A 23,226-nucleotide genomic window follows, 5' to 3' on the forward strand; every position below is an offset into this window, starting at 1 on the left:
AAGCCGTGAAAGGAACCGTTATGAGCAATCCTCGCGATGTTGCCGTATTGGTGGGAAGCCTGCGCAAGGACTCCTTCAACCTGAAACTGGCCAAGGCCCTCGCGGCGCTCGCGCCGCCGCAGCTGAAGCTCGAGATTGTCGAGATCCGGCAGCTGTCGCTGTACAACCAGGACGACGATGCCAATCCGCCGGCGGAATGGGTGGCATTCCGCGACCGTGTTCGTCGTGCTGACGCCGTGTTGTTTGTGACGCCCGAGTACAACCGCTCGGTGCCAGCCGCACTTAAGAACGCGATCGACGTTGGCTCGCGCCCCTATGGCCAGAGCGCCTGGGATGGCAAGCCGGGCGGTGTGATCAGCGCATCGCCGGGCAATATCGGCGGTTTCGGCGCCAACCACCATCTGCGCCAGTCGCTGGTTTTCCTGAATGTCCCGGTGCTGCAGCAGCCCGAGGCCTATATCAGCGGTGTGGACAAGCTCTTCGACGATCATGGCAATATCGCCAATGAATCCACGCGTGGCTTCCTGAACAAGTACCTGACGACTTTCGCGGCCTGGGTGGAAACGAACGCACCGCGCTGATTGCAGCGGATAGCAGTCCGAGTATCGTGACGGCGCCTTTGGGCGCCGTTTTTGTTGGCAGCTGCGTTGATGTGCGGGCGATGCCTCGGCCTGTCCCAAATCGGCAAGTCGCGTGTGCTTTCGCATCTTCCTTCTTGAGGCCCGATTCGTGGCTGCAAATGCCCGCGTCTTTCGTGCCGCTTCTCCATGGTTGGAGCGCAGAGCCTGATCGGGGTGTGACAGCGGCCAGAATTTTCTTCGCAAATTGCTGAGTTACGCCCAAAGCCCGTACGGTTCACGCCGCGCGGGCTTTTTTGCATTTTCTTGTATCAATGCGCTGCAGATCCGCGTATAGTTCGCCCCGCGGGGTGGAGCAGTTGGCAGCTCGTCGGGCTCATAACCCGAAGGTCGCAGGTTCAAGTCCTGCCCCCGCAACCAGATTCGAAAGCCCGCTCGGTTCATGCCGCGCGGGCTTTATGTTTTTGTGTTTTTGGCATGATTGTCAAAAGTCCAGAATTATTTCGACGCAGCATGATGGCATCGGCGTCAGCGTTCACACGAATGAAGATCGGTGCATGGCGTGGTTGTCTTTCGTGTGGTTCGCTAGAGTGGGCGCGGCCGCCAAAAAAAGCCGGCATGACATGCACAAACTTGTGGACTCCATTCGGAGCGACTCCCTGGGCGAAGGCGTGTTGGCGCGTCGTCGCGAGCTGAGCGATGTTGCCGGTGTAGTTCGTCGGCTCCGGAGCGGCGCGAGCGACGTTGCTTTGTCGGAGGCCGTCGGCGTTGGCGCTGAGGGCACGCCAGGTAGACCTGCGGACGGGTTTGATGTTCTCAATCTGCGGATGGTGCCGACTTGAATCGAACCAGAAAGTAACCACCCGTTAGCGAGAGCACCACCGCGGCCACGCCCATCAGGGCACTGCCCGACATGTGTTCCACATCTAAATTAATCACGTGGCGGCCGACGGCAATGATGGCCACGGCCAAGATGGTTTCCAGCCGAACGCGGTGCGATCTGAAATAGACGCGCAGTGTTTCCATAAGTTCGAGCCCGAGAATGATGAGCAGTACGCCGGAAAAGGCTGTCTGCACCGACTTCATCAACTCCGGGACGGTATCGATGCTGCTAACGCGCTCGAGAATATCGGATGAAAACATGATCCAAAGCTGAATGACCATCGCCAAGATTACCGCCATCAGCAGGATCTGAGCAGCCACAAGGATGGATTGTTCGAACCAGAATGTGATTTTGGCAGTGATCTTCTTTTCCACTTGCATAACCGGCGAGACTCCTCGTTAAGAACTTGTCCGCAAATAGTTGGTGCCGCCAAGGCGTCCTGACCGAGAGTTTCTCGTCAGATCACGGTGGCTAGGATGACTGCGTAGACGGCATAGATTGTCGGTTTCACCTTCATACCTTCCCCGCTGATGGGTCTGTCCCGCTTCAGGAAAAATTCGACCGTCTGGTCGTCCCTGAGGTGCCCGTAAAGAGCCGGTTTGGCGCCGACTGCAAAGAGGTTGGCGCTAAATATCAGACCGAGGCAGGCACACGCGCCGATGGCAGGGAGGTGGCTCAAAACCCTGAGTGACTCACGAGACCTCAATTGCGCGCCCTCTCACGCGCAAAAAATTCCCCTTTTTCAAATGGGAACTCAAATGGCTGGAGTCAAAGGGCGCAACGGAGGGGCTCGTTTGGGGGCGGGCCGCAAGCCGAAGGTGGTCAACGCTGAGGAAGCGCACATTTCCATGAGCGTCGCGACGAGTAAAAGGCCGGACGTCCACTTCGAGGCCGCCCTAGCGGTCGGCGCTGCGGTTCTTGGTGCTAGACCTGATTTCGTTCTTGCGTTCGCGGCGGAGGGCCTCCGAGTTGGCGATGAACGCGCCACCTTCAGGACGATACTCCAGGATCGCTTCGGCCTTGGATGTGCGCCATCGGTAATGGTGTTTCAGATCGGGATGGGGCTGGCTTGGTACACCGTATGCTTCGGTTAGCGCCAGCTTTATCGCGTCGCCGTCGCGTTCGCTCGCGAACGTAATGACCAAAGAAGAGAACCGGTCCTTGTAGAAGCAATATCGGATGTCGCTCAAGGTTGCCTTGCCCATTGTGAGCGTGTCGTCTGGTCGCTCATAACAGTGCTCCCCTATTGCAAGACTCTGAGTTTTCCGGGCATTCGGGATTGACGAGACAGGATCACCCCAGCGCAAACCGCGGAACCCGTTGATGGGCTGTGCTGCGAAGACGGCGCCGTTGAATACTGAGACGGCCAAGACGAGCAGGAGCAGCGCTGGGGTAGGGGATTTCATCGGTGAGTCCTATCGCTCGCACTAGAGCTAGTCGTTCCGTTGCTCGTCGAGATAAATCGACTGTAGTCCGTCCGCGATCTGCGTGGTCGTCAGGTCCGGGACTTTGCCTCCCCAGGGGTCTGGTGCGGCCAATATCTGGAGGTCTGTGGGAAATAGCTCGAGGACGGCTCCAGGGTAAAGACATGCTGGAACCGCATCCAACTCACCCGTCGGCTTCACCAGAAACACCTCGAAAAGGCGTGGCCTGCCTTGGCGGTCTTTGCCAGCTACGTAGTAGTAACGTCGTTCGTTCGCTACAAGAGACGATGCAATGTAAGGCGGGATGATGTCGGGAATTTGCGAGCTCTTTTCGGCAAATATGCGAGCGAGCTCAATCAGAGTTTGTTCGTCCGCGGCAGGTTCCAGGGATTCTGTCGTTCTTATCCTGCTGTCCATCTATGCAATCGAGCGCCCCAGATTCTCCGGTGCGTACGTGTCGTGGTGTATGCACTTCTCGAAACGCCATAGTCCGGGCCGCGTCGATGTCGCAGAAAAAAGCGCCCGACGAGGGGCGCTATGCAGATAGCGGGGGTTGAGCGCGCTAGTGGCGTTTTGATTCTGCTTACGTCGCGCCAGGTGGTCCATAGGCCTGGGCTGAAAGTGCTGGGAGCACATGCTGCCTCGTTCCGCATGTCATGGAAGTGCAGGTTGCCGATTTCGAGCATTTTGCAGGCGCGGGTAAAGGCGGTGCTCATGGGGTCGCCTGTTTCCGGTCAAACGTCTTGGCCTCGGTGAACATCACGCCGCCGCCTTGCTTCAGGCGAATCTGCGCGGTGTACCCTATACTTCCGTCCTTTCGCACGCGTTGCATGATCGTCCCCATGGCCCCGGTGCTACACGAGTAATAGTGGTGCTATATCGTGGCGCTTTACCCGGAAAATGGGACGAAACAGGCAGAATCAGTAGGCAATGGAACAGACCAGCAGCACCCCGCAAACCGATTCCAGAGGCGGAATCCAAGGAAATATCAGGCCCCGTAGAATTTCTGTGGCGCCCATGATGGACTGGACTGATCGCCATTGTCGGACGTTTCACCGCGCCCTGAGTCAATACACCTGGCTCTATACGGAGATGGTGACGACTGGTGCGCTGCTGCACGGCGATGTCGCGCGGCATCTCGATTTCAGTGCGGCGGAGCAACCCGTGGCGCTGCAGCTTGGCGGTAGCGAGCCGGCGGACCTTGCCCAGGCGGCAAAACTGGGCGAGCAATGGGGCTACAAGGAAATCAATCTGAACTGCGGTTGTCCGTCCGAGCGCGTGCAACGCGGTGCGTTTGGTGCGTGCCTGATGGCCGAACCGCAGCTTGTGGCCGACTGTGTGAAGGCAATGCGCGATGTCGTGTCGGTGCCGGTGACGGTCAAGCACCGCATCGGCATTGATACGATCGAACACTACGGATTTGTGCGTGATTTTGTCGGCACCATTGCGGAGGCCGGCTGTGACATATTTATCGTCCACGCGCGCAATGCGATTCTGAAGGGGCTGAGCCCAAAGGAGAATCGCGAAATTCCACCGCTGCGATATGAAGTTGCCTATGAGCTAAAGCGGGAATTTCCACATCTGGAGATCCTGATTAATGGTGGCGTTGTTTCGTACGGTGAAATAGACGAGCACCTGAGGCACGTCGACGGCGTAATGATCGGGCGTCAGGCTTATCACGATCCCTATTTCCTGTCGGAAATGGATGCGCGTTTCTATGGCGGGACTGAGCCTAACGTGACGCGCGAAATGGCCGAACTGGCGATGCAGGCATATATCGGCGATCTCGTGGAGAAGGGCGGGTATATGGGGGCTGCAACGCGCCATATGCTTGGCCTCCATCGCGGAATCTATGGTGGCCGTGGTTGGCGCCGTGTGCTTTCCGATGCCCGTCGAATGAACGCAGCGCGCTCCCGTGCAGATGTTGATGCCCTGTTCGAGGAGGCGCGCTCACACCTTCGTCCAGGCCTCCAGGAAGCGGCGTAATTTGATGTCAGTCAGATTTCTGCATGTCGAGGAAAGGTTCTAAAAACGAACGCTCGTGCCATGCGATCGGGCGCAAATGTATGCTGCTGAGGCGTTTGCGCCCGTCGGACCGTCCGAAACCCGCGCCGGCAAAGGGATTCCCCTAATTCGCCAGTGGCGCCTCATGTTCTTAAACTGTGCCTGCCCTCGAATACAGGGCTTTCTTCAACTGATTTTGCAGCCCGCCTTGTGCGGGCTGTTTTTTCTTGTTGGGCCTGTTTCGTCACATCTCGACCCTTGGGTTTGCCCGGATAGTGTGTGCTACATGCAGCGACTACATTGAAAGCGCCTTCAGGGCATTGAGATCGCAAATTGAGAGTCCGCGCTGCGGGCTCTTTTTTTGTCTCCATACCTGTGAGGATGCTTTTCGGACACAGCGCTTCGACGCACATGTGGTGAAAGAGTTCCGTGCCTGTCGGGTGGAAATAATATAATTGGCCGGCAACGAATTATTCCAATTATCCTGGCCTGACAAAAAAACAGGCGACGCTTGTTCGAGAGTCGCCTGACGGGAATGTCGAGGGGGGTCAATTTCCCTCGCGAAAGAGTATCTATCAGCACCGCCTTCAGGTTGTACCCTGCATTGGTGGGGCAGGCAGTTCACATTGCCAGCGCGGATTGCAATCAATCCAAACTCAAGAAATTCAACGCGCGTGCTTGTCGGTTGTTGGGGTGATTCTCGGGTAATAGAACTGAAGAGCAGGCGCTGCCACCATGCTAGGATGCCGACCGGTGTCATGAGAGTGACGCTCGGGCTGAACCACGACGATGTCTGGCGTGGTCTCAGTGGAGGAATAGAAGAGTAGGGGTTGGCCGGTCGCTCCCAAAGCATTTGCGCATGCAAGTGCCGTGAGTGCGCCCGGAAGCGAATCCTGGAGGTTCAGAATGGGATCAGAAGAGCCGTTCGGCGAAGTTTTCGAGGGCTGCCGGGTGATATGGGTAGTTGAGCAACTACAGGACGGGAAATGGACGGCGCGTTACTGCTGGCACGCGGGGATTTCGGCCGAATCAGGCAGGGCGCTACAGAGTGATGTACTTAACGGCAAGTCGAAGCGACTGCTGGCCTTGTATCCGACCGAGGCAGAGACGATCGCCGCCATCAAGGAAGCTGTGCTGCTGGAGGCAAAGTGGCAGGGAAGTCGATAAAGCATCTGGAAGCCTTGTCGAATTTTTTGTGCGTGATACTAGCCACAGAATCAAAAGCCATGTATAGTCTTGTTCTTCGTTGAACGGCAGTGCCGGCAGCGAAGAATCTCTACGGTGGCTGTAGCTCAGTTGGTAGAGTCCAGGATTGTGATTCCTGTCGTCGTGGGTTCGAGTCCCATCAGCCACCCCAATAGAATCAATGCTTCGCAGGTTTGCAGTTACTGACTTGCGATGATTTTTGGAAGATGAGTTTCCAAAATTGGAAGATGCCCGCCAGACTGAGCGGGCATTTTGCATTTCAGCGCGTCGCTTTCACTTTGCGCTCGCGGCGACGGTCGTACACCTTGGCGACCATCTTGCCATCAGTGTGACCCGTGGCGTCGATGATCTTGGTATCTCCACCAGCCATTCGATCAGTGACCGCGCTGGGTCGCATATCTGCCAGGGCGAAGCGGCGGAATGCGACTTCCTTCTTCGCAGCCTCTGCCTCGCAGTAGGTCATGAGGCGTGTCCAGATCGTTGTCCACCCGCTGCGACTGTACTGCTGCCCGGAAGTGTTCCCGAAGACATACATGCCGGCGGTGCGCTGCAAGGCCATAGCCTCGTCAATCACCGCGCGCAGCTCGGGCGACCAGTGCACCAGCTTCCAGCGCTGCGCCTGGCCTGCCTTCCGCTTTCCGATCGGCACCTGCAACCCTTCAGGCAGGATCCGCTGACGCAGCAGTCCTCGCATCTCGTCTGGGCGGCTGACTGTCAGGAAGGCGGTATAGGCACACAGCGCCATGATCTGGTAGCTCCCGCCACGCTGGCGCGCCACGTCACGCATCAGCGCAATCTCGGCATCCGTCACGACTCGGTCCTTTGGCTTCGTCGGGTTGTACTTGATGCCGCGGCACGGGTTCTCTTCCAGATCACCCTGGCGCCGCCCGTACTCGAGCACCGCGGAGAGCAGGGCGATTTCTTTGTTGGCCTTGGCCGGCGCACCCTTCTTGGCCCGATCAGCCAGGTACCGATAGATGTGCACCGGCTTGATGGCAGCAGGTCGCACCTTGCCGAACACGCCGACGAGTCGCTTCGCCTCGTTCCTGTTCTCATCCAAAGTGCCTTGTGCCTTTCGCAACTCGCTATCCTTAGGCAGCGATTCCTGCCAGTCGAAGTAGCTTTCGAACAGTGCCTCAGTGGTACCGGATCGGACCACGTTCCCATTCAGTTCGTTGGCGCGCCGGATCGCATCGTCCTTGATAGCCGCCACGGCTTCGGCATCGCGCGTTGGCGCCGACAGCCGGAATGCCCACTTCCCGTCGGCGAGCTTGTAGCCGAAGCTGGTGGTGCGATCGCCGTAGCGCGCGTAAAGGCGGAAGGGCAGGCCATCGGGCCGCTTGCGTCGTCCGATCATGATCAGATTGCAGAGAAGTCGGGTTCGACCTCGGCGGCGGTATCGGAGGCAACAGCCTGCGCCATGCCGCGCATACGCGCCTCGAAGTAGGATCGGTCAACCTGGGGGAATCCGCGCAGGTTGGGAATGAACGGTACACCATTGCGTGCCAAGTGCCGGCGCATACAGGCATAGCTATTGCTGGCGCATCCGATCACATCTGCCAGTTCATCTGCGGTCAGGAACACTCCCATCTCGCTCTCCATTTCCCATAGTGCCGTTATCACGGCGATGATTCGTTCTGCTGCTTGTTCCACTGCAATTATTGGTTTTGAATAATTCGGTCGAAATACTCGCGCCGCATAAGCGGCTGTAAAGTTAGGCGGTCGGATAAGCCGATCCAGGCTGGCCGGGCTCGTTGCTGCCGGTGCAAGCCAGGTTGTGATCGCCTGCCTTCGGGCATCGCTTGTTGCCGCAGGTCGGACACAGAATCATCCGATCAAGAAATGGCCACGCACTTCTGTTCTCGTTGACGTATTGCTTCCAACATTGATGGCAGCAATAGCGGTTCTCGGGATCGATCACGATTCCCTCCCGCCCTTCGCCTCGCCCTCCGTGGCAAGCTCGACGCAACGTTCCAGCGTCGCGGCGGCCACGGCGTTGAAGCCGACAGGCGTGTTTGGATACCACTGGAGCGTCCAGCATTCGCCCGTGCGTAGGATTTCGTCCCGATCATCGGGCGTCACGTCATAGCAGCCATCCGGGCCGCAGTGGTCGATCAGCCAATCCACAATGGGCTGATAGATCAGCGCGTGGTCGTTGTGCTGGATGGTCAGGCCGACATTCGTCAGCGCTTTCAGCTTCTCAAACATTGCCATCCCCCTTCGCCTCGCCATTCCCCGCAGACGGGGCGGCAGGCATAGGCATCCAGTGCGTGGGCGGTGCTTCTTGCGTAAATCCACCATCCCAACTCCACCAACTTGCGCCGCAGTCTTGGACGCTTTTGCCGAGGTATTCACCCGTTGTCGAGTGATACTCGCTGGTAGTCTCTTCCCACTCGCCCCATGCGCCGGACGTAACTCGTTCATCGCGGCATAGCAGAATCTCCGTGCCATCTTTCGGCGCCGTCTCGATCGGCTGCCAAGCCTCCCCGCTGCCAGGCTGGCTGGCGCTTTCGAGGGCGCGGATGCGAGCGATCAGGGCATAGATAGTCGACGGTCGGGTGGCGTTGTGATAGTCCACGCGCACGTTGAAATGATTTCCATCCGTACGATTCCCGCGCCACCGTTCTTCGTCGGCGATACGTTCCAGCGCATCCAAATCCAGCTTCTCAGCCATTGCTCTCTCCTGTGGCGGCGGCGCGCTCCATTCCGATCTTCCGCAGATACCAGGGCGACAGACTGGCCCAATCGAATTCGTCTTTGAAGTCGCCGCAGTGGTGCTCTCGTGTCGTCAGCACATGCCCGGCTTCGAGTGGGCGATTCACTCGCATACCGAGCATGGCGTACCTCTCTGCGCCTGACACTGGCGCGCTCTTGTGGCATTGGCCAACCAGCGTATTGACCCGATGCCACCAATCACAACCGGCGCAGCAAGGCCCATGCTTCGCATAGAAGCGGTCGGCTAGCTCCTGCTCTTGGTCGGGAATGTCAACCACGCTCGCCTCCCTTCTCTCCCGACTGCTCGCGGGACATGGCGGCGATACCATCCAGACATTCACGCACGATCTTGGAGAGTGACGCCGGCACAGGTAATGCGCCTTGTCCGCCAGCGTCCAGCGCCAACCGTTTGATGCGCTCGAACCGTTCGAAACGCTCCCTCTTGTCGCTCTCTCCCGCAGGTTGGGCATAGAGCGGAACGTCATAGCCGCCACCTTGGCCGTAACTGAATGCGGCACTGTCGTGATCGACCGCTGGATTCCAGAACGCCACCGGCATCGCCACCGCCCCCGCATCGGCCTGCACCTGCTGGGCGGCATGTGGTTTCGATGCGCACGCCATATCCCAGCCCATGCGGACACATTCAAGCGCATCATTTCCGTACTTATAGCCCTGCCGCTCTTTCTCTGCCCAGGCTTGTTCAAATGTTCGCGCGGGCAGTTTGGAAATCGCATCAGCGATGGCTGCTTCGCGGCTTGCATTGTTCGTGACGTATTGCCCGGTGCACTGCAAGAATTCGGCAATCACATGCTGCTTTACAGCTTCACTCAGGCCGTGCATTCCGGGTAGGCAGGTTGCACCTTTGCAGACCGTGCACCATTTCGACGTAAGCCATTCCGCCTCGCGCTCATCCTGCTGCGCCGATGCGGCCGGGGCGGTCATCAGCGCTCGGATGCCGGCAACCCATGTCATGCCGGTCAGATCGCCGCTGCTTTTACGCAGCGTCAAATGCCGCTTGGTTTCGCCGCCGCCTTCGATAGTCGTGGTTTCGCGCGTCGTCTCGATCAGTCGCGCGGCTTCTTCCAGCCCTGCGTTGCGGGCATTCACCCCCGCGCCCATTTCCCCAGGCTGGCGAGGGGCGGCGAGTAGACGCGTCTTGCGCACCGCGTTGTTCACGATACTTTCGGCCCATGTCCGCGACGAATCTGTGTGCTCGCATATTTGCGTAATAAGCTCATTGCGCAGCGCTACCGTCAGCCCACCCCCCGCCTGTTGCGGGGCGCTCGGGGCGGATTGGTAGGCAGACATGTCCGGGCCCTTGCGGATCGCCTTCGCAAGATCGTGGGGATCGTCGTACATCCAATCGCCAGTGCGCGGATCGGTGTATTCCACCACCAGCGCGGCCCAATCCAAGCCGTCTTGATGGCCGGATAGGTAGTCGGCGCTCAGCGTGCCGGCGAAGTCCTCACGGATGTATGAGGCTTCCTCATGCTCAGGCTCTTGGCTGTCTTCGCACCATGTATGCGAGCCGCCTTCGCCAACGCCGCGTTGCAGCCAGATTCGTTTCGGTGCCCATTCGTTAGGCGTATTCGCCGCACATTCTGCGGTGATTGGCGAGCTATTCGCCGCATTGGTGGTGGTCATGCTGCTTCCTCGAATAGTTGGTCTTCTGCGATTTCGATCCGGTGCACGCGCCCGGGCAGATCGTGATTCATCGGGTGACGGATGCCCCAGGTGCGCAACAGCGCATCGAAGGCAGCCTTCGGCGGAACAGGGCGCAGGTTCTGGCTCAACGATCCGCGACGGATGCGATTGCGCATCTGGAGCACTGCGTTATGCTCGGTGATGCTGTAGTACAGCCGGCGCTTTCCAGGCTCTGTCTTGCATACGCGCGTGGTCAGTGCATTGCCGAGGTCCTTCAGGATCTTCGTGACCGTCGTGTCGGCGCAGCGGATCTCACAGGAGAACGGGCCGGCGCAGATCTCACGGCCAGACAGCAGAGCGTCGATAACCTTGATGCGCGTCGAGGTCTTATGCTTCATCACGATCTCCGGCTCATCTTGTCGGAGCGAGCACGGCGCACCAGGTTCTCGAGTTCAGCGATCTGGCGGCGCTGAGCGCGAATTTCTTCGGCCGCATCTTTGTGGAGTTGCTTGGCTTCCGCGCTCTCGCAGTATTCGTTGTGCGCTTCGAGCCGTTCGACGATGTCACGCATGGCAGTTCTCGATGTCGGGAGGGGGAGCCGCGCTGATCTCGGTATCCGTGGCGTCTTAGCCCACAGTTCGTCTTAGCGGGTCAGCCCCCGCATTTCCCCCGTTGAAACTTAGTCTTCCTCAGCCGTCACCGGCTCTTGCTGCGGCTCCGGATCGTCACCAAACAGCTCGCCGACCGTCTGCGGCGGCGGTGCCTTCAGCGTGATCGTGATGTCTTGCTGAATGCGGTGGGTCAGAATGCCGCCGTCGTGCTCATCCGGATGTGCCACGACGCGGAACTTGAACAGCACCGTGCCGCCTTCCTGCGGGGAGATACGCACGTCCTTCACGGTGCAGTCGTCGAGTTGGATATTGCTGTCGCCACCTAGCCCGTAATCGATCTCGAGCGTGTACCCCTTGCCCTCCCAGCCCCAGGCGAACGGCTGCATCTTCTGGAAGCGGCGCGCGGTCAGTGCATTGCGATCGGGCTCGACCAGATCCGCCTGGTCTTCGGCCTCCTTGTACAGCGCCTCGCGCAGGCCATGCTGCAGCGAGTCGAGAGCGGTGGCAGGCATTGCAGCCTCAAGCATCAGATCGGCGGCCGGCATGGCCTGCTTGCCGTGCTTCTCGGCGCGCGGGTTGTAGTTCGTCAGCTTGACGGGTTGAGCGGTGAGGATTTCGAACATGGTCGGTGGCTCCGGAGGTTATGCGGACTTGCGTTCCAACTCGGCGATCATCTGCTGCAGCTCGGCTTCGAACTGGAGCAGAGCAGCGGCGAGCTTGGAGATGTACTCGTCATCGCGCGGAATGCGCTGCACGTACAGGCGCAGGCGCTCGCACTGGCGCGGGTCGTAGCTGATGAAGTCCCACCAGGCGCGGCCAGTCACGAGCATGTTTCCCTGTACCTGCGGCATGTGCTCTTCCGGCATACCGGTCAGCCAGGTATTGATGTGCACGGCCTCGTCGTGTGGAGACTTGATTTCGATGCCGCCGTCGCTGGCCACCAGGCCATCAGGCGATGAGCCGATGAAGTCGTAGCGCGGGTGCACGACGAACGGGCTTTCCTTGACGATGTTGCCGGTCACCAGTTCGTAGAGCATCACGCACGGACCCTCGACCTCGGTGCCCCAGTTCAGCGCTTTGCCGCCGATCTCGTGCACAGGGATCTGCGCCATACGCTCGAATGCGAGTTGACGCATCAGTTTCGAGCGCTCGGATGTGGGCTTTCCAGCTTTGGTCAAAGCGATCACGTCGACAAAGCGAGAACCAGTGATGCGGCCGGCGCGCGCCTCGCGCCATTCTTCAGTACGTTGCTCAGCCATTTTGTTGCTCCTGAGCTTCGGTTTCGACTTCACCAGTCAGCGACTTCAGGCGCGCCAGTTCGTCCGGGCCGATGGCTTTGCGATCTTCCTTCGTCATGCGGCCCCAGGCTTCAGCCAGCGATTCGGCGCCGCCTTCCTGTGCCACGAGCTCAAGGTCCGCGATGATGTTCAGCAGCCGGCCGTCGCGCTCTGCCGGCTTGGGCAGCGCCGCCTGGGCGATCTGCGCCGGCGTGGCATTGCGCGGGGTGATGTCCTTCTCTTCCGGGTAGTCGCCAATCTCTTCAGCGATAGGCACGCCCTTCAGAACGTCCGGGAATACGTCACGCAGTGCGAAGGCGCGAGCACGCATCTGCAACATGCGCTTCGGATATTGCGACCACGGGCCTTGCTTGCCAGACAAGCCGGCCTGTTTGGCATCGTCCATCGAGAACGTGCGCACCTGCTCGGCTTCGCCGCGGCGCTTCACCTGGCAGATGGCCGTCTTGCCGTCTTCCGAGAGCGTCTCGTGCACGTACTCGCACAGGGCAGATGCGCGCACCAGGGCGATCACAGCATCACCCCAAAGAGCAGGGCGGCCATTGATCACGGCGATGTTTTGCATGGCCTGCATCGGCTTGAGTCCGAGTTCCATACCCCACTGGATAGCGACCAGCACGTTGCCCGGCTTGCCCATGAAGTCCTTGGGCACAATCGAGGAATCCGACAGGACCTCGGCGAACTTCATCGCCTCGTCCAAGGAACGGGGCGACAGGTCAAAGTGGGAGGTGGTGGTGATTTCGTTCACGGTGATCTCCAATGCCCGAGACTTGGCCGGGCGTTATGGGGTTGGTCAGGCTGCTTCTTGGAATTCGGCATCGACGACGGTGGCCGCGTCGATAGCTTCATCGCGGGACTGGCGAGCGTTCTCCAGTTCCTCGGCATCGCCGGTCTGCTCGGCGTAGCGCCACTGGCGCAGGGCATCGAGCATCTGATACGCGGCGTCGCGGATCTGCTTGTCGGCAGCATCGGCTTGGGCTTGGCGTGCCGCTTCGTCGCGGCGGCGCTGCTCTTCCGCTTCGCGCTGCTGGCGCTCGAGTTCGGCGCGCTCGTCGGCGATGCGCTTGGCTTCGGCAGCTTGGCGTTCCCGCTCGGCGGCCAGCAGTCGTTCCTGCTCTGCACGCTCGGCGCGCATCTGGGCTTCTTCGGCGGCCAGACGCTCGCGGGCAATGCGGTCGGCTTCGGCGCGCTCCGCTGCCATCTGGCGTTCGTGGGCCTCGCGCTCGGCGCGCAGGGTGGCTTCCTGGGCGGCACGCTCGGTGGCAAGGCGGCACTCTTCGGCCTCACGTTCTTCGCGGGCCTTGCGTTCTTCCTCGGCACGGGCTGCAGCGGCAGCGGCTTCCCGCTCGGCAGCTTCCTTCCGCAGCCGTTCCAGCTCTTCGCGTTCGGCTGCCAGGCGGGCGGCCTCGGCCTCCTGTTCTGCCTTCAGGCGCGCGGCTTCTACTTCGCGTTCTATGGCAGCAGCGTGAATCTCGCGCAGCTTGTCGAGCGTTTCGTCCTTGGCGAGTTGGGCCTGCCCTTGGAACTCTTCGAAGGTGGCGTCGACAGCGGTACCGTCGATGTCTGCGATCACCTCCTGAACCTGAGCCGGCGAACGGCCTGCAGCGAAGGTGACGGCGTCACGGATGCGTGCAATGCGCGCCTGCTGCACAGTAATGCGCTGGCGCTCTGCAGCAGCCTTGGCTTCCTTCTCCCGCTCGCGCTCGGCATCCCACTCGTCACGCATCGTGCGCAGGCGGGTTTCCTCTGGCTCGATGATCTCGATCAGCCGCTTCTCTTCGGCGATCACCGCCTTGGAAAATGCGTTCGCATCGTCACGCGCCGCCTTGCCGGCCTTGGTGATCGAAACACGCGCATTGGCCAGGGTCATCATGGCGCCGTGCGCCTGCTCGCGGCCAGCGGTGTTCTTAATCTCCACGATGTCGGCGTGCTTCTCCGCCAGGGCCTTCAGGTTGGCTTCGTGCTCGGCGGAGCCCAGTGCCACGGCAGCGCGTTGCGGTAGGGTCAGTTCGGTGGACTTGCTCATTCCTTGATCTCCAGAAATTGATTTGCTTTGTTACACATGTTTTCCCAGTGGGTGTCCCATTGCTCCGGCGTCCGCATCGCATAGCCGGTTTCCGATACCAGCTTCGGATGCGTCAGTCGCGCGACCTGGCCAAGCATTTCGTCCCAGCACAGGCCATCACAGCGGCGCCCGTCCGGCAGAACCACGTCGAAGGATGTGCCGCGAACTTCGACCGTGAAATGGCGGTCTAGCGGCTTGTCTGTGAAGCTGGTCATTGCGTGACTCCAATCAGCGGTGCATCCACCCAGCCGGCGAGGCCCATGGCGAACAGAAAAAACAGGGTGAATGCGGCTTCGGCCAGTCGCGGGTTGTCTTCGATCCACTGCTCGAATGCTTCGCGGTTCATAGCTTCCTCACGATGTCGGCCAGCACCACCACGCCCACGAACAGGATGCCGGCGACGGTGGCGAGGAACAGGCGGCGGTTATTGCGCGCCTTGCGGATGAGGGGGTCGTCGAGGTCGATCACAGCACCCTCCCGAATTCCTTGAATACCTTCTGATCGGCCTGCAGTTGGCACAGTGCGGCGAACGCATCCCACTTCAGAGCGCCGCGCTCGAACTCCGAAAGCTCGAAGATCCGATCGATGCGCGAGAGAACGTCCTCGAGCTTCTGGGCCGTCTCCGGGCGCACGCAGCAACTGAACAGGTTTTCATGAGTGGCCTGACGCGCCACGGCTTGATCGGTCGTCATCTCAATACCTCCCGTAGTCGGGTTCGGCCGCGCCGTCGTCGTAGTCTTCCTCGGCCCGCTGCGTGCAGTAGTCGAGCCAGTACGCTTTGACCGCAGCGCGCATCGCGGCGCCCAGGGCAGCGTCATCGGTGCCAGCGAACGCCTTCAGGATCTCGCCGCACTTGGCCTTGTCGGCCATCACCTCGGACACGGCTTCGTCCAGGTCGCGGTAGGGCAGCGGCTGCATCTCCGCGTACTTGACCGCGGCCTCGAGATCGACCCAGTTGGCGCGCTGCTCGGCGCGGTCGAGATCGCGCATGTAGGCGTCGAGGTACTGGCTGTTGGCGCAGGGAGTGGCTTGCATTTCGGGCTCCATCGTGTGTGCTGCTGATGGAGTTATCTTAGGACGCCCTAAACCAACGGTCAAGAATTATTTTAGGCGCAGCTAAGTATAAGGGCGTAAAAAAGCCCGCGCGGTGGCGGGCTCTACGTAGATCGGTGGAGGGTCTAGCGCTTCTTGATCAAGTGCCAGATGGCGCCGGCAACGACGACCGGCCAGATCAAGACGGTTGCAAGGGCGCTGCCGGCTGGCTGCGGGTGAGCGCCTTGGCCATCCCTGAACCCGAGTTGATAGACCGCGGCGAGGGCGGCGCCGATCAGTATCCAGGCTGCTGCGAAAGCGAATTCCACGCTCAACCTCCTACTCTGTACTGCGATCGTTCGTACCGCATTTCAGATCGTCTCTGAGCTTTTGTAACAATTCCCCAGTCAGGGCGTAGCAACCCAGCAACGCACGGAATGTGTCGCCTTGTTGCAGGCCTGAGGCGCTGTATCCAATTCCGCCACTCGGAAGCAGTCGGATCTCGATGGTCGGGATCACCACCTGCTTTTCCTTCCGGTAGTCATCCAGACTTACTACCTTTCTTTTGTCTTTTGCCTGGGCTTTCTGCGGCACCTTCGACCCCCGCTAAACGCCTGACGGTAGCGGCTGCTTCGTCAAAGTCGAGCAGCTTCTCGCCAGTCTTGATGACCCCCGTTTGGTCCGCGGTCGACTGCCGCGTGTCGCCCCTCTGTTGGGGGTGACCTATGGTGCCACCTTTTTCAGCAGCCTCTTCGTTTACTTTTTGTGAAGTCAGATCTGCATATCCCTTAATTTGCACCAGGATCAGTTCCCTGGCTTTTCCGGGAAGTGTCGCGATGAGGTCGATCGCCGCGGCAAGTTCAGGGTCAACGCTGCTTGCGCGCATCGGGCCCTCCCTGAACATCAGCCATTCCGGCCGGATATTCAGTGCCCTGCAGACCTTCAGGAGGTTGTCGCCGGCGATTGTCTTGGCCGGATTGATGCCAGCAGCGCCTACCCATGCCGAAACAGTGGGCGCAGACACCCCGACCCGCTCGGCCAGGCTGTTCTTGTTGAAGGTGCTTTCCTCGAGCGCCTTCAGGAGGCGGTTGTTCCAGGTTTCCATTAGGCGAGGCTAACGCAGTTCGTTTTAGCCGTACCTTGCAATTTCTGCTTAGGCCGACCTAAAATAGAGGCGACACAGACAGAGGTACGCCATGGACCAACTTGCAAACATCGTGATCGACCGACTCGGCGGCACTTCCGCCGTCGCGAAGATCTGCGAGATCAAGCCTCCCTCCGTGCATGAATGGCGCGAGAACGGCATCCCCAAAGCTCGACTGCAGTTCCTGAGGCTTGCCTATCCGGACGCCTTCAAGGGCCTGGAAGAGCCATCCGCTGCGCCTGCTGCCTGATACGCCGCCACCTTCGGGTGGCCTAACGCGATGCCTGAAGCATCGTTTTTTTGTGGCCAGTAGGGATAGTCAACCAACGGCAACCACTGGCAACCATTCGCAAGCCGAGGGTCTTATGCAGCGAGAAATGCCTTTCTTTGGGGAGGTACGACAGATGCAAAACGCGCCTGACGACCTGGTAAAGCGGTGTCGCCACGGTCTGGATGCCATTCGTCTCTGCATCCAGCTTTCCGGCCACACACACGACTTCATCCGCGAGCAACTGAACATCGACAAGGGCCACTTCAGCCGAATCATGCAGGGCAAGGCATGGTTCCCCGACACGAAGCGGATCGAGCTGATGAACATCTGCGGCAACCGGGCCCCGGCGCAATTCGACGCGCTCATGACTGGCTGCGAACTGGTCGAGCTCTCGAAGGACGCCAAGATCCGGGAGCTTGAGGAACAGTTGAGGGCGCTGAAATCCGCAGCATAGGGGACAGGTAGTAATGGCACGCGCACGCAACATTAAACCGGGCTTCTACGCGAACGAGGATCTGGCCGAGTGCTCGATCTGGGCGCGCTTCATTTTCCCTGGGCTGTGGATGATGGCCGACCGTGAGGGCCGGCTCGAATACCGCCCCAAGAAGATCAAGGGCGAACTTCTGCGTTTCGACAGCCAGGATGCCGAGCCTCTTCTTCAAGAGCTCGAAGCCCGAGGCTTCATCCTCGTCTATGAGGCCTCAGGGAAGAAGTACATCCAGATCCTTCAGTTCTCCAAGCACCAGAATCCACACCATCGGGAAGCGGAGAGCGTCATTCCATCTCCACAAAGCCTAGGGCTCGACCCGGTTACCAACTCGGATAAGCCTGGGGCTTTGAATTCATTGGAAGCTTGTGAAGCCCCAGACAAGCCTGAGGAAAGCCCCGGGCAATCCCAAGGCTCACCCCCTGTGGAAGGGGGGGCTAGCCGTGCTGATTCCGGATTCCGGATTCCTGATTCCGGATTCTCTGATTCCCCCATCGGCGGCAGTGGTGCTTCAGACGGTGATGGCGAGCGCATCACGCCTTCGCCGGGCGCCGCCGTCTCATCGAAGCTGATCGCCTGGGAGCGAGCCCGGGGCAAGGTTCCGCGGGGCATCCTCGGCAACGACGCCAAGGTGCAGGAACTCGCGGCCATGAACCCGACCGATGCAGAGCTGCGCCAGGCCTACGACCTCGCCGTGGCTGACCGTGACGCCACCGGAGACGCCGGGCCGATCAACGCCGGGTTCGTGCTCTCGCTGCTGGCCAAGGTCCGCAACCCGCCCAAGCAGCGCCCGAAGTCGCTCACCTCGATGACGAACGACGAGCTGATGGCCGAGGCGCAACGCGTCAACGCCAGCAGCCACGGCTGTAGCCGCGAAGCGCTCATCGAACGCATCCAGGCCAAACGCAAGCAACTCGACGGAGTCGCCGCATGACGCTCGACCGCACGCCACCGAACGCCCCCGACCGTGAACACAAGCCCGGCCGGTGCTCGGCCTGGGGCTGCCCGATGTGGGCCGGCATCAAGCTCGGCAACGACTGGGTGTGCGACTGCCACGCCTTCGCCGATGTCACGCAGTGGCAGGAGGTCACGGCACGCCTGAACCTCCGACTGCAGCTCGTGAAAACCGCGCACCGGGCGATGCACGCTGACCCGTTCAAGGGTTGGGCGCATGCCGCGACGGTCTACATGGCCAAGATCGGCAGGCCAGATTTGGCACCGATGAAGGTCACGCTGGCGCACCCGTACAAGGACCGCCATACCGGCGAAATGGTCGAGCGCAACACCATCGTCAACGAGTCCGAACACCTCCCACTGTGGGCGAACCGCCTGCGCTCCGCGATCTTCCGCGAGTGCGTGAACGGAATTCCGCAGGCCCAACAACCCGAGACGCGCGCGCAGGCCACCGGGCCCCAGACCGCCGCGTCGCTGCTGCCGGAGTTTGCGTGATGAGCGCCGATTTGTTCGCCGAGATCGAAGCCAAGGAACGCGCGCAAGTTGCGTGGCCATTCCCAAGCCAGCGCAAGCGCGAAGAGCAGAAGCTGATTGCGTCAATCCTTGGTCAGGACAAGCCCGAGAACCAGTGTTGCCACGATTACGCAAACTGCGCGAATCCGTGTGTCGTGCCCGATGAGCCTGCCGCAACTACGCCTGCGCCCGCGCGCGCGTTGAACTTGAACGTGCTCGCGCTGGACCTCGCCACGAAATGCGGCTGGGCCTATGCCACTCGCAACGGCAAGCAGCGTAGCGGCATGGACAGCTTTCGCCCTGGTCGGCTTGACCATAACGGGCTGCGCTGGCAACTCATGCGCCAGTGGCTCAGCGAAGTCGCCCGCGAGATGGGCGGCATCCAGGTTGTGTACTACGAGGACGTGAAGCGCCACGTCAGCAAACTGTCGGCGCGCGTGTATTTCGGCTATCTCGCCATCCTCGAAGCCTGGTGCGCGACGAACAACGTGCGGCTGGTCGGGGTAGGGGTGGGCACGATCAAGAAGCACTGGACTGGCTTCGGCAACGCCACCAAGGAAGACATGATGGCCGAGGCCGAGCGCCGTGGCATGAGGGTCGTCGACGACAACCATGCGGACGCGCTGGCGATCCTGAGCTACGCGGTGAAGGAGGAAGCATGAAGCCACTAATCCTGATCCTCGCCGCGCTGCTGTGCGTTGGCACCGCCGACGCCCGCCTCCAGCGCTCCCAATCCGCCAAGCGCGAGTTCGCGCGCGAGCATCCGTGCCCCAGTACTGGCCAGCCTGTGCCGCACTGCCCAGGCTACGTGATCGACCACGTCAAGGCGCTGGCCTGCGGTGGCGCTGATGTGCCCAGCAATATGCAGTGGCAGACCGTCGCCGATGGCAAGGCGAAAGACAAGTGGGAACTCAAGGAATGTGGGAGGTAGTCATGAACCATGGTCTGATCATTCTGTGCGTATTGCTCGGCGCCTTGTTCTTGAGCATCGCTGGATGGGCAATCGCGCGCGGTGGAACGCTAGGCGAGGACGATCCTGCTGAGCCTGTGGGCTACGTCGACCAGGATGGCGAGAGCACGCCGGCGCAGCACCAGTGGAAGAACGCAGGCGCTAAGGCGCATCACGCGGAGAACTGACATGCCTCTATTCTTCTGGCCGCTGCTGGCCTGGCACTTCTGGTTGAGGGGATTATGAAAACCATCGACACAATCCTGGTCCTCGCGTTCGTCCTTGCCGCATTCGGCGCGGGCGTGCAGTACGACTCGCATCGCATTCAGGCGACGTGCGAATCGGATGAGGCTCTGACGATCATCAACGGGACGGAGTATGTGTGCCTCTCGCCACGGCACATGCAGATGCTCCGCCGACAGCAGCAGTCGTGGAGGGGAGCATGAAATACGCCGCCGAGATCATTGACCTCATGAGTGCGCAGCCTGAGCGGCAGTTCCAGATGCGCGACCTGGTTCATGAAGTGTGCCCGAACGCTTTGGCAGAGGTCTCCCGCAAGAGCGCGTTGTACAAGACCGTGCGCATCGCGTTGCACAGACTGCTCGTTCAGCTTGTCGAGAGCAAGTCCGTAGAGGTTCAGGACGTGGGTGACCATTTCCGCTATCGCTGGCGCGTTACATCACCTTCTTGAACCAAAAGTTGCACCCTCATAGGATTCGCGTGGGAAACGAGTGTGCCTCGGGAAAGGCATTTGGACAGGTCCACTTCGGTGGGCCTTTTTCTTTGGCACACAGCGACAGAGCGGAAGCCACCCATTCCGTGGAGAAGGCAGGGGGTTCGGTAGCTGGCTGTAACAGGCTTGGATCGGATTGGCCCCATGCGCCGTGGCGCGAACGAGCGGGATGTGACGGCCGGGAAAGACCGGCAACCTAACTTTGGAGATCGTCATGGGTCGCAAGCCAGCCGCACAAGCACCGCGCGAGTGGGATCGTGCTGCGACCATGGCTCTCATCTGTGAGCGCATCGCCGGTGGCGAGAGCCTGCGCGAGATCTGCCAGGGCGATGACATGCCAGACCGCCGCCAGGTCAACCGCTGGATTGCGGCCGACGATAACCTGCGCAAGCTGTACCTCGATGCGTGCAAGGCACGGACCTACTTCTACATGGAAGAGATCATCGAGATTGCCGACACGCCTCACATCCTAAGACGCGAGATCAGGCACGAGGATGGCTCTGTCTCGGTCATCGAGACCGACAACGTGGGGCGCTCGAAGCTGCAGTCCGATGACCGCAAGTGGGTGATGGCTCGCATGAACCGCGTCGACTTCGGCGAGAAGGTCGGAATCGAGCATAGCGGCACCATCGAACTGGCCAGCGCCCTCGAGGCCGCGCGCAAGCGTGTGAATGGCAATGGCTGAGCTGAGCACCGAAGAGCAGCTCGTCGAGGAAATCGCCCGTTGCAGCAATGATCCGCTGCGCTTCGTAATGTTCGCCTTCCCGTGGGGCTCGGGCGAACTCGCCGACCACGAAGGCCCGGACACCTGGCAAGTGGACACCCTCACCGAGATCGGCAACCGGCTTCGCGCTGGCGAGATCGACGTAAGCCAGGCCATTCAGATCGCTGTGGCATCAGGCCACGGTATCGGCAAGTCCGCGCTGGTGTCGTGGCTGATCTTGTGGGCGATTGCCACCTTCGAAGACACCCGCGGCGTGGTGACTGCCAACACCGATGCTCAGCTACGCACCAAGACGTGGGCGGAACTCGCCAAGTGGTACCGCCGCTGCATCTGCTCGCACTGGTTCGAGTTCACGGCCACGGCGCTGTATGCCCGCGATGCGAAGCACGAGAAGACGTGGCGCATCGACATGGTGCCCTGGTCCGAGCGCAATACCGAGGCGTTCGCCGGTCTGCATAACCAGGGCAAGCGCGTGCTACTGGTGTTCGATGAGGGCTCAGCCATTCCGAACATCATCTGGGAAGTGGCAGAGGGTGCGCTGACCGACAAGGACACGCAGATCATCTGGGCCGTGTTCGGCAACCCGACGCGGAACTCTGGCCGCTTCCGTGAATGCTTCGGCCGCTTCAAGCATCGCTGGATCACCCGCCAGATCGATAGCCGCACCGCGCGGATGACCAACAAGGAGCAGCTTGCACAGTGGGTGGCTGACTATGGCGAAGACTCTGACTTTGTGCGTGTGCGCGTTCGTGGCGTATTCCCTCGCGCTGGCTCTACGCAGTTCATCGGCTCCGACCTCGTCGAGGCGGCGAAGGCGCGCGAAGCTCACGCTGGTGTCTACGACGCGCTGGTGATCGGTGTCGACGTTGCCCGCTTCGGTGACGACGAGACCGTGATCTACATCCGCAAGGGCAGGGACGGGCGCACTCATGAGCCGATCAAGCTGCGCGGTCTCGACACGATGCAGGTGGCGGCGCGCGTAGCCGAGCAGTACGAGTTCTACCGCGCCGATGCCATCTTCGTCGACCAGACGGGCGTGGGCAGTGGTGTGGTGGATCGGCTGCGCCAGTTGCGTGTGCCGGTGACCGGCGTCGACAACGGTTCCAGCCCTGACCGCGCGAACCCAGGCCAGGAAGCCACGGTGTACGCCAACAAGGGCGCGGAGATGTGGGGCGTGATGCGCGACTGGCTCAAGACCGGTGGAGCGATCCCCGACGGCGATGTCGACCTGCATTCCCAGCTTCAGGACCGCGAGTACGGCTACGTGCTGCGCGATGGGCGCGATGCCATCCAGCTTGAGAGCAAGAAGGACATGAAGAAGCGCGGGCTGTCGTCGCCTGACATCGCCGACGCGCTGGCTCTGACCTTCGCCTACCCCGTGCAACCGAACGCCAATGCGGGCCGCGCTGCAGCCTTCACGAGGCCCCAGGTAGAGCACGAATACAACCCCTTCGAGAACGCCTAGGAGAACGAAATGGGAGGTTCCGCACCATCCGTGCCGGCCGTCAGCGTGCCGCCACCGATCCCGCAGGTGCAGTCTCCTGCTGGAATCAAGGCGGCTGACACGGCAACCACACGCGCGCAGTCCGCTGTCGGGCCGTCCGCAACCATCGGGACCAGCCCAACCGGTCTTTCCACGCCGGCTAGCACCGGCACCAAAACCCTACTTGGGAGCTAACGCATGACGACGCTGCACGAACGATTCCAGGCCATCAAGGATGCCCTGCACAACGCCATCAACTTGGCCGATCCGGAGGCTGCTGTCCGCGAGGCAGAAGAAGCCTTCAAGGCATCCATCGTGGCCGAGGTAGCTGCCCTGCATGAGCGCCTTGATGCGCTGACAGCCAAGCTTGAGCCGGCTGCTGTTGTAGCCCCAGCGGCAGCTGTTGAGCCAGTGGCCGCGCCTACCCCTGTGGTTGCGCCCGCTGCACCGGTAGCCGATGCCGCGCCTTCGTCGACCGAGCCCGCTGCACCGGCCGCCTGACAGGGACTGA

General features: G+C 60.7%; 35 protein-coding genes and 2 tRNA genes. 17 read left to right on the forward strand and 20 right to left on the reverse strand.

The features are described 5' to 3' along the window. The first annotated feature begins 20 nt into the window (after positions 1 to 20). Both B2246_RS07970 and B2246_RS07975 read left to right on the forward strand, forming a co-directional pair. Positions 21 to 581, forward strand: a complete 561-nt coding sequence (locus B2246_RS07970) for an NADPH-dependent FMN reductase (RefSeq protein WP_286882145.1) — start codon at positions 21 to 23, stop codon at positions 579 to 581. A gap of 341 nt (positions 582 to 922) precedes the next feature. Next, positions 923 to 998: transfer RNA gene (locus B2246_RS07975), tRNA-Met, on the forward strand. A gap of 396 nt (positions 999 to 1,394) precedes the next feature. Here B2246_RS07975 and B2246_RS07980 read toward each other — a convergent pair. Both B2246_RS07980 and B2246_RS07985 read right to left on the reverse strand, forming a co-directional pair. Then, the gene (locus B2246_RS07980; RefSeq protein WP_008650638.1) at positions 1,395 to 1,841 is read right to left on the reverse strand and encodes a phosphate-starvation-inducible PsiE family protein; all 447 of its coding nucleotides are present in this window, start codon (positions 1,839 to 1,841) and stop codon (positions 1,395 to 1,397) included. A gap of 516 nt (positions 1,842 to 2,357) precedes the next feature. Beyond that, positions 2,358 to 2,867, reverse strand: coding sequence for a hypothetical protein (locus tag B2246_RS07985; RefSeq protein WP_286882142.1), 510 nt, complete (start codon positions 2,865 to 2,867; stop codon positions 2,358 to 2,360). A gap of 948 nt (positions 2,868 to 3,815) precedes the next feature. Here B2246_RS07985 and dusA point away from each other — a divergent pair. The 3 genes from dusA (at position 3,816) to B2246_RS08000 (ending at position 6,246) form a co-directional block, all read left to right on the forward strand. Continuing rightward, positions 3,816 to 4,871 carry a tRNA dihydrouridine(20/20a) synthase DusA gene (dusA, locus tag B2246_RS07990; protein WP_080709711.1) on the forward strand — a complete coding sequence of 352 codons (1,056 nt, stop codon included), beginning with the start codon at positions 3,816 to 3,818 and terminating at the stop codon, positions 4,869 to 4,871. Between the two features lie 924 nt (positions 4,872 to 5,795). Beyond that, positions 5,796 to 6,056 (forward strand): hypothetical protein, encoded by a 261-nt coding sequence (locus tag B2246_RS07995; protein WP_008650643.1) that lies wholly within the window; start codon positions 5,796 to 5,798, stop codon positions 6,054 to 6,056. A gap of 114 nt (positions 6,057 to 6,170) precedes the next feature. Continuing rightward, positions 6,171 to 6,246 (forward strand) — tRNA-His (locus tag B2246_RS08000). 108 nt (positions 6,247 to 6,354) lie between these two features. On the opposite strand, the gene B2246_RS08005 is transcribed toward B2246_RS08000, so the two are convergent. From B2246_RS08005 to B2246_RS08090, 18 genes are all read right to left on the reverse strand, one after another. Continuing rightward, the gene (locus tag B2246_RS08005) at positions 6,355 to 7,452 is read right to left on the reverse strand and encodes a tyrosine-type recombinase/integrase (protein WP_286882141.1); all 1,098 of its coding nucleotides are present in this window, start codon (positions 7,450 to 7,452) and stop codon (positions 6,355 to 6,357) included. Positions 7,453 to 7,454: 2 nt separating this feature from the next. Beyond that, on the reverse strand, positions 7,455 to 7,748 hold the full coding sequence (locus tag B2246_RS08010) for a DUF4224 domain-containing protein (RefSeq protein WP_286882140.1): 294 nt from the start codon (positions 7,746 to 7,748) through the stop codon (positions 7,455 to 7,457). Positions 7,749 to 8,012: 264 nt separating this feature from the next. Next, positions 8,013 to 8,309: a hypothetical protein gene (locus B2246_RS08015; protein WP_286882139.1), complete on the reverse strand. Its 297-nt coding sequence runs from the start codon at positions 8,307 to 8,309 to the stop codon at positions 8,013 to 8,015. Beyond that, positions 8,296 to 8,769 (reverse strand): hypothetical protein, encoded by a 474-nt coding sequence (locus tag B2246_RS08020; protein WP_286882138.1) that lies wholly within the window; start codon positions 8,767 to 8,769, stop codon positions 8,296 to 8,298. Before B2246_RS08020 ends, B2246_RS08015 begins: the two co-directional genes overlap by 14 nt. A gap of 311 nt (positions 8,770 to 9,080) precedes the next feature. Further along, a complete protein-coding gene (locus B2246_RS08025) occupies positions 9,081 to 10,454 on the reverse strand; it encodes a hypothetical protein (RefSeq protein ID WP_286882136.1) in 1,374 nt (457 codons plus the stop codon). Beyond that, positions 10,451 to 10,852: a hypothetical protein gene (locus B2246_RS08030; RefSeq protein WP_286882135.1), complete on the reverse strand. Its 402-nt coding sequence runs from the start codon at positions 10,850 to 10,852 to the stop codon at positions 10,451 to 10,453. Before B2246_RS08030 ends, B2246_RS08025 begins: the two co-directional genes overlap by 4 nt. Next, positions 10,852 to 11,025, reverse strand: a complete 174-nt coding sequence (locus B2246_RS08035; RefSeq protein WP_286882134.1) for a hypothetical protein — start codon at positions 11,023 to 11,025, stop codon at positions 10,852 to 10,854. Before B2246_RS08035 ends, B2246_RS08030 begins: the two co-directional genes overlap by 1 nt. 108 nt (positions 11,026 to 11,133) lie before the next feature. After that, positions 11,134 to 11,688: a hypothetical protein gene (locus B2246_RS08040; protein WP_286882133.1), complete on the reverse strand. Its 555-nt coding sequence runs from the start codon at positions 11,686 to 11,688 to the stop codon at positions 11,134 to 11,136. An 18-nt stretch (positions 11,689 to 11,706) separates the two neighbouring features. Continuing rightward, positions 11,707 to 12,324, reverse strand: coding sequence for a lambda exonuclease family protein (locus B2246_RS08045; protein WP_286882132.1), 618 nt, complete (start codon positions 12,322 to 12,324; stop codon positions 11,707 to 11,709). Continuing rightward, the gene (locus tag B2246_RS08050) at positions 12,317 to 13,108 is read right to left on the reverse strand and encodes a recombinase RecT (protein WP_286882131.1); all 792 of its coding nucleotides are present in this window, start codon (positions 13,106 to 13,108) and stop codon (positions 12,317 to 12,319) included. Before B2246_RS08050 ends, B2246_RS08045 begins: the two co-directional genes overlap by 8 nt. 45 nt (positions 13,109 to 13,153) lie before the next feature. Then, entirely contained in the window at positions 13,154 to 14,386 is a 1,233-nt protein-coding gene (locus B2246_RS08055; RefSeq protein WP_286882129.1) for a hypothetical protein, read from the reverse strand. Continuing rightward, the gene (locus tag B2246_RS08060) at positions 14,383 to 14,640 is read right to left on the reverse strand and encodes a hypothetical protein (protein ID WP_286882128.1); all 258 of its coding nucleotides are present in this window, start codon (positions 14,638 to 14,640) and stop codon (positions 14,383 to 14,385) included. The genes B2246_RS08055 and B2246_RS08060 overlap by 4 nt, the downstream gene beginning before the upstream one ends. Continuing rightward, positions 14,637 to 14,771, reverse strand: coding sequence for a hypothetical protein (locus tag B2246_RS08065; protein WP_286882127.1), 135 nt, complete (start codon positions 14,769 to 14,771; stop codon positions 14,637 to 14,639). The genes B2246_RS08060 and B2246_RS08065 overlap by 4 nt, the downstream gene beginning before the upstream one ends. Continuing rightward, a complete protein-coding gene (locus tag B2246_RS08070; RefSeq protein ID WP_286882126.1) occupies positions 14,768 to 14,893 on the reverse strand; it encodes a hypothetical protein in 126 nt (41 codons plus the stop codon). Before B2246_RS08070 ends, B2246_RS08065 begins: the two co-directional genes overlap by 4 nt. Continuing rightward, entirely contained in the window at positions 14,890 to 15,117 is a 228-nt protein-coding gene (locus B2246_RS08075) for a hypothetical protein (RefSeq protein ID WP_286882125.1), read from the reverse strand. The genes B2246_RS08070 and B2246_RS08075 overlap by 4 nt, the downstream gene beginning before the upstream one ends. A 1-nt stretch (position 15,118) precedes the next feature. Continuing rightward, positions 15,119 to 15,460, reverse strand: a complete 342-nt coding sequence (locus tag B2246_RS08080; protein WP_286882124.1) for a hypothetical protein — start codon at positions 15,458 to 15,460, stop codon at positions 15,119 to 15,121. Positions 15,461 to 15,603: 143 nt separating this feature from the next. Then, a complete protein-coding gene (locus tag B2246_RS08085) occupies positions 15,604 to 15,786 on the reverse strand; it encodes a hypothetical protein (RefSeq protein ID WP_286882123.1) in 183 nt (60 codons plus the stop codon). Between the two features lie 212 nt (positions 15,787 to 15,998). Then, entirely contained in the window at positions 15,999 to 16,562 is a 564-nt protein-coding gene (locus tag B2246_RS08090) for a helix-turn-helix domain-containing protein (RefSeq protein ID WP_286882122.1), read from the reverse strand. 91 nt (positions 16,563 to 16,653) lie between these two features. On the opposite strand from B2246_RS08090, the gene B2246_RS08095 reads away from it, so the two are divergent. The 12 genes from B2246_RS08095 (at position 16,654) to B2246_RS08150 (ending at position 23,216) form a co-directional block, all read left to right on the forward strand. After that, positions 16,654 to 16,851, forward strand: coding sequence for a hypothetical protein (locus B2246_RS08095; protein ID WP_286882119.1), 198 nt, complete (start codon positions 16,654 to 16,656; stop codon positions 16,849 to 16,851). 154 nt (positions 16,852 to 17,005) lie between these two features. Further along, entirely contained in the window at positions 17,006 to 17,326 is a 321-nt protein-coding gene (locus B2246_RS08100; RefSeq protein ID WP_286882118.1) for a hypothetical protein, read from the forward strand. Positions 17,327 to 17,339: 13 nt separating this feature from the next. After that, complete coding sequence (locus B2246_RS08105) at positions 17,340 to 18,293, forward strand: hypothetical protein (RefSeq protein WP_286882117.1); 954 nt, start codon at positions 17,340 to 17,342, stop codon at positions 18,291 to 18,293. Further along, entirely contained in the window at positions 18,290 to 18,808 is a 519-nt protein-coding gene (locus B2246_RS08110; protein WP_286882116.1) for a hypothetical protein, read from the forward strand. Before B2246_RS08105 ends, B2246_RS08110 begins: the two co-directional genes overlap by 4 nt. Further along, complete coding sequence (locus B2246_RS08115; protein ID WP_286882115.1) at positions 18,808 to 19,488, forward strand: hypothetical protein; 681 nt, start codon at positions 18,808 to 18,810, stop codon at positions 19,486 to 19,488. Before B2246_RS08110 ends, B2246_RS08115 begins: the two co-directional genes overlap by 1 nt. Beyond that, positions 19,485 to 19,757 carry an HNH endonuclease signature motif containing protein gene (locus B2246_RS08120; RefSeq protein ID WP_286882114.1) on the forward strand — a complete coding sequence of 91 codons (273 nt, stop codon included), beginning with the start codon at positions 19,485 to 19,487 and terminating at the stop codon, positions 19,755 to 19,757. Before B2246_RS08115 ends, B2246_RS08120 begins: the two co-directional genes overlap by 4 nt. Before the next feature lie 2 nt (positions 19,758 to 19,759). After that, positions 19,760 to 19,963 carry a hypothetical protein gene (locus B2246_RS08125; RefSeq protein WP_286882113.1) on the forward strand — a complete coding sequence of 68 codons (204 nt, stop codon included), beginning with the start codon at positions 19,760 to 19,762 and terminating at the stop codon, positions 19,961 to 19,963. A gap of 54 nt (positions 19,964 to 20,017) precedes the next feature. Further along, positions 20,018 to 20,221 carry a hypothetical protein gene (locus B2246_RS08130; RefSeq protein WP_286882112.1) on the forward strand — a complete coding sequence of 68 codons (204 nt, stop codon included), beginning with the start codon at positions 20,018 to 20,020 and terminating at the stop codon, positions 20,219 to 20,221. Beyond that, a complete protein-coding gene (locus B2246_RS08135) occupies positions 20,218 to 20,466 on the forward strand; it encodes a hypothetical protein (protein ID WP_286882111.1) in 249 nt (82 codons plus the stop codon). The genes B2246_RS08130 and B2246_RS08135 overlap by 4 nt, the downstream gene beginning before the upstream one ends. Positions 20,467 to 20,722: 256 nt before the next feature. Beyond that, positions 20,723 to 21,193 carry a hypothetical protein gene (locus B2246_RS08140; RefSeq protein WP_286882110.1) on the forward strand — a complete coding sequence of 157 codons (471 nt, stop codon included), beginning with the start codon at positions 20,723 to 20,725 and terminating at the stop codon, positions 21,191 to 21,193. Next, positions 21,186 to 22,697 (forward strand): terminase, encoded by a 1,512-nt coding sequence (locus B2246_RS08145; protein ID WP_286882109.1) that lies wholly within the window; start codon positions 21,186 to 21,188, stop codon positions 22,695 to 22,697. Before B2246_RS08140 ends, B2246_RS08145 begins: the two co-directional genes overlap by 8 nt. Before the next feature lie 216 nt (positions 22,698 to 22,913). Then, positions 22,914 to 23,216 (forward strand): hypothetical protein, encoded by a 303-nt coding sequence (locus B2246_RS08150; RefSeq protein ID WP_286882108.1) that lies wholly within the window; start codon positions 22,914 to 22,916, stop codon positions 23,214 to 23,216. The last annotated feature ends 10 nt before the right edge of the window (positions 23,217 to 23,226 follow it).

It is taken from the genome of Cupriavidus sp. UBA2010 (assembly GCF_002335265.1).
Lineage (GTDB): Bacteria > Pseudomonadota > Gammaproteobacteria > Burkholderiales > Burkholderiaceae > Cupriavidus > Cupriavidus metallidurans.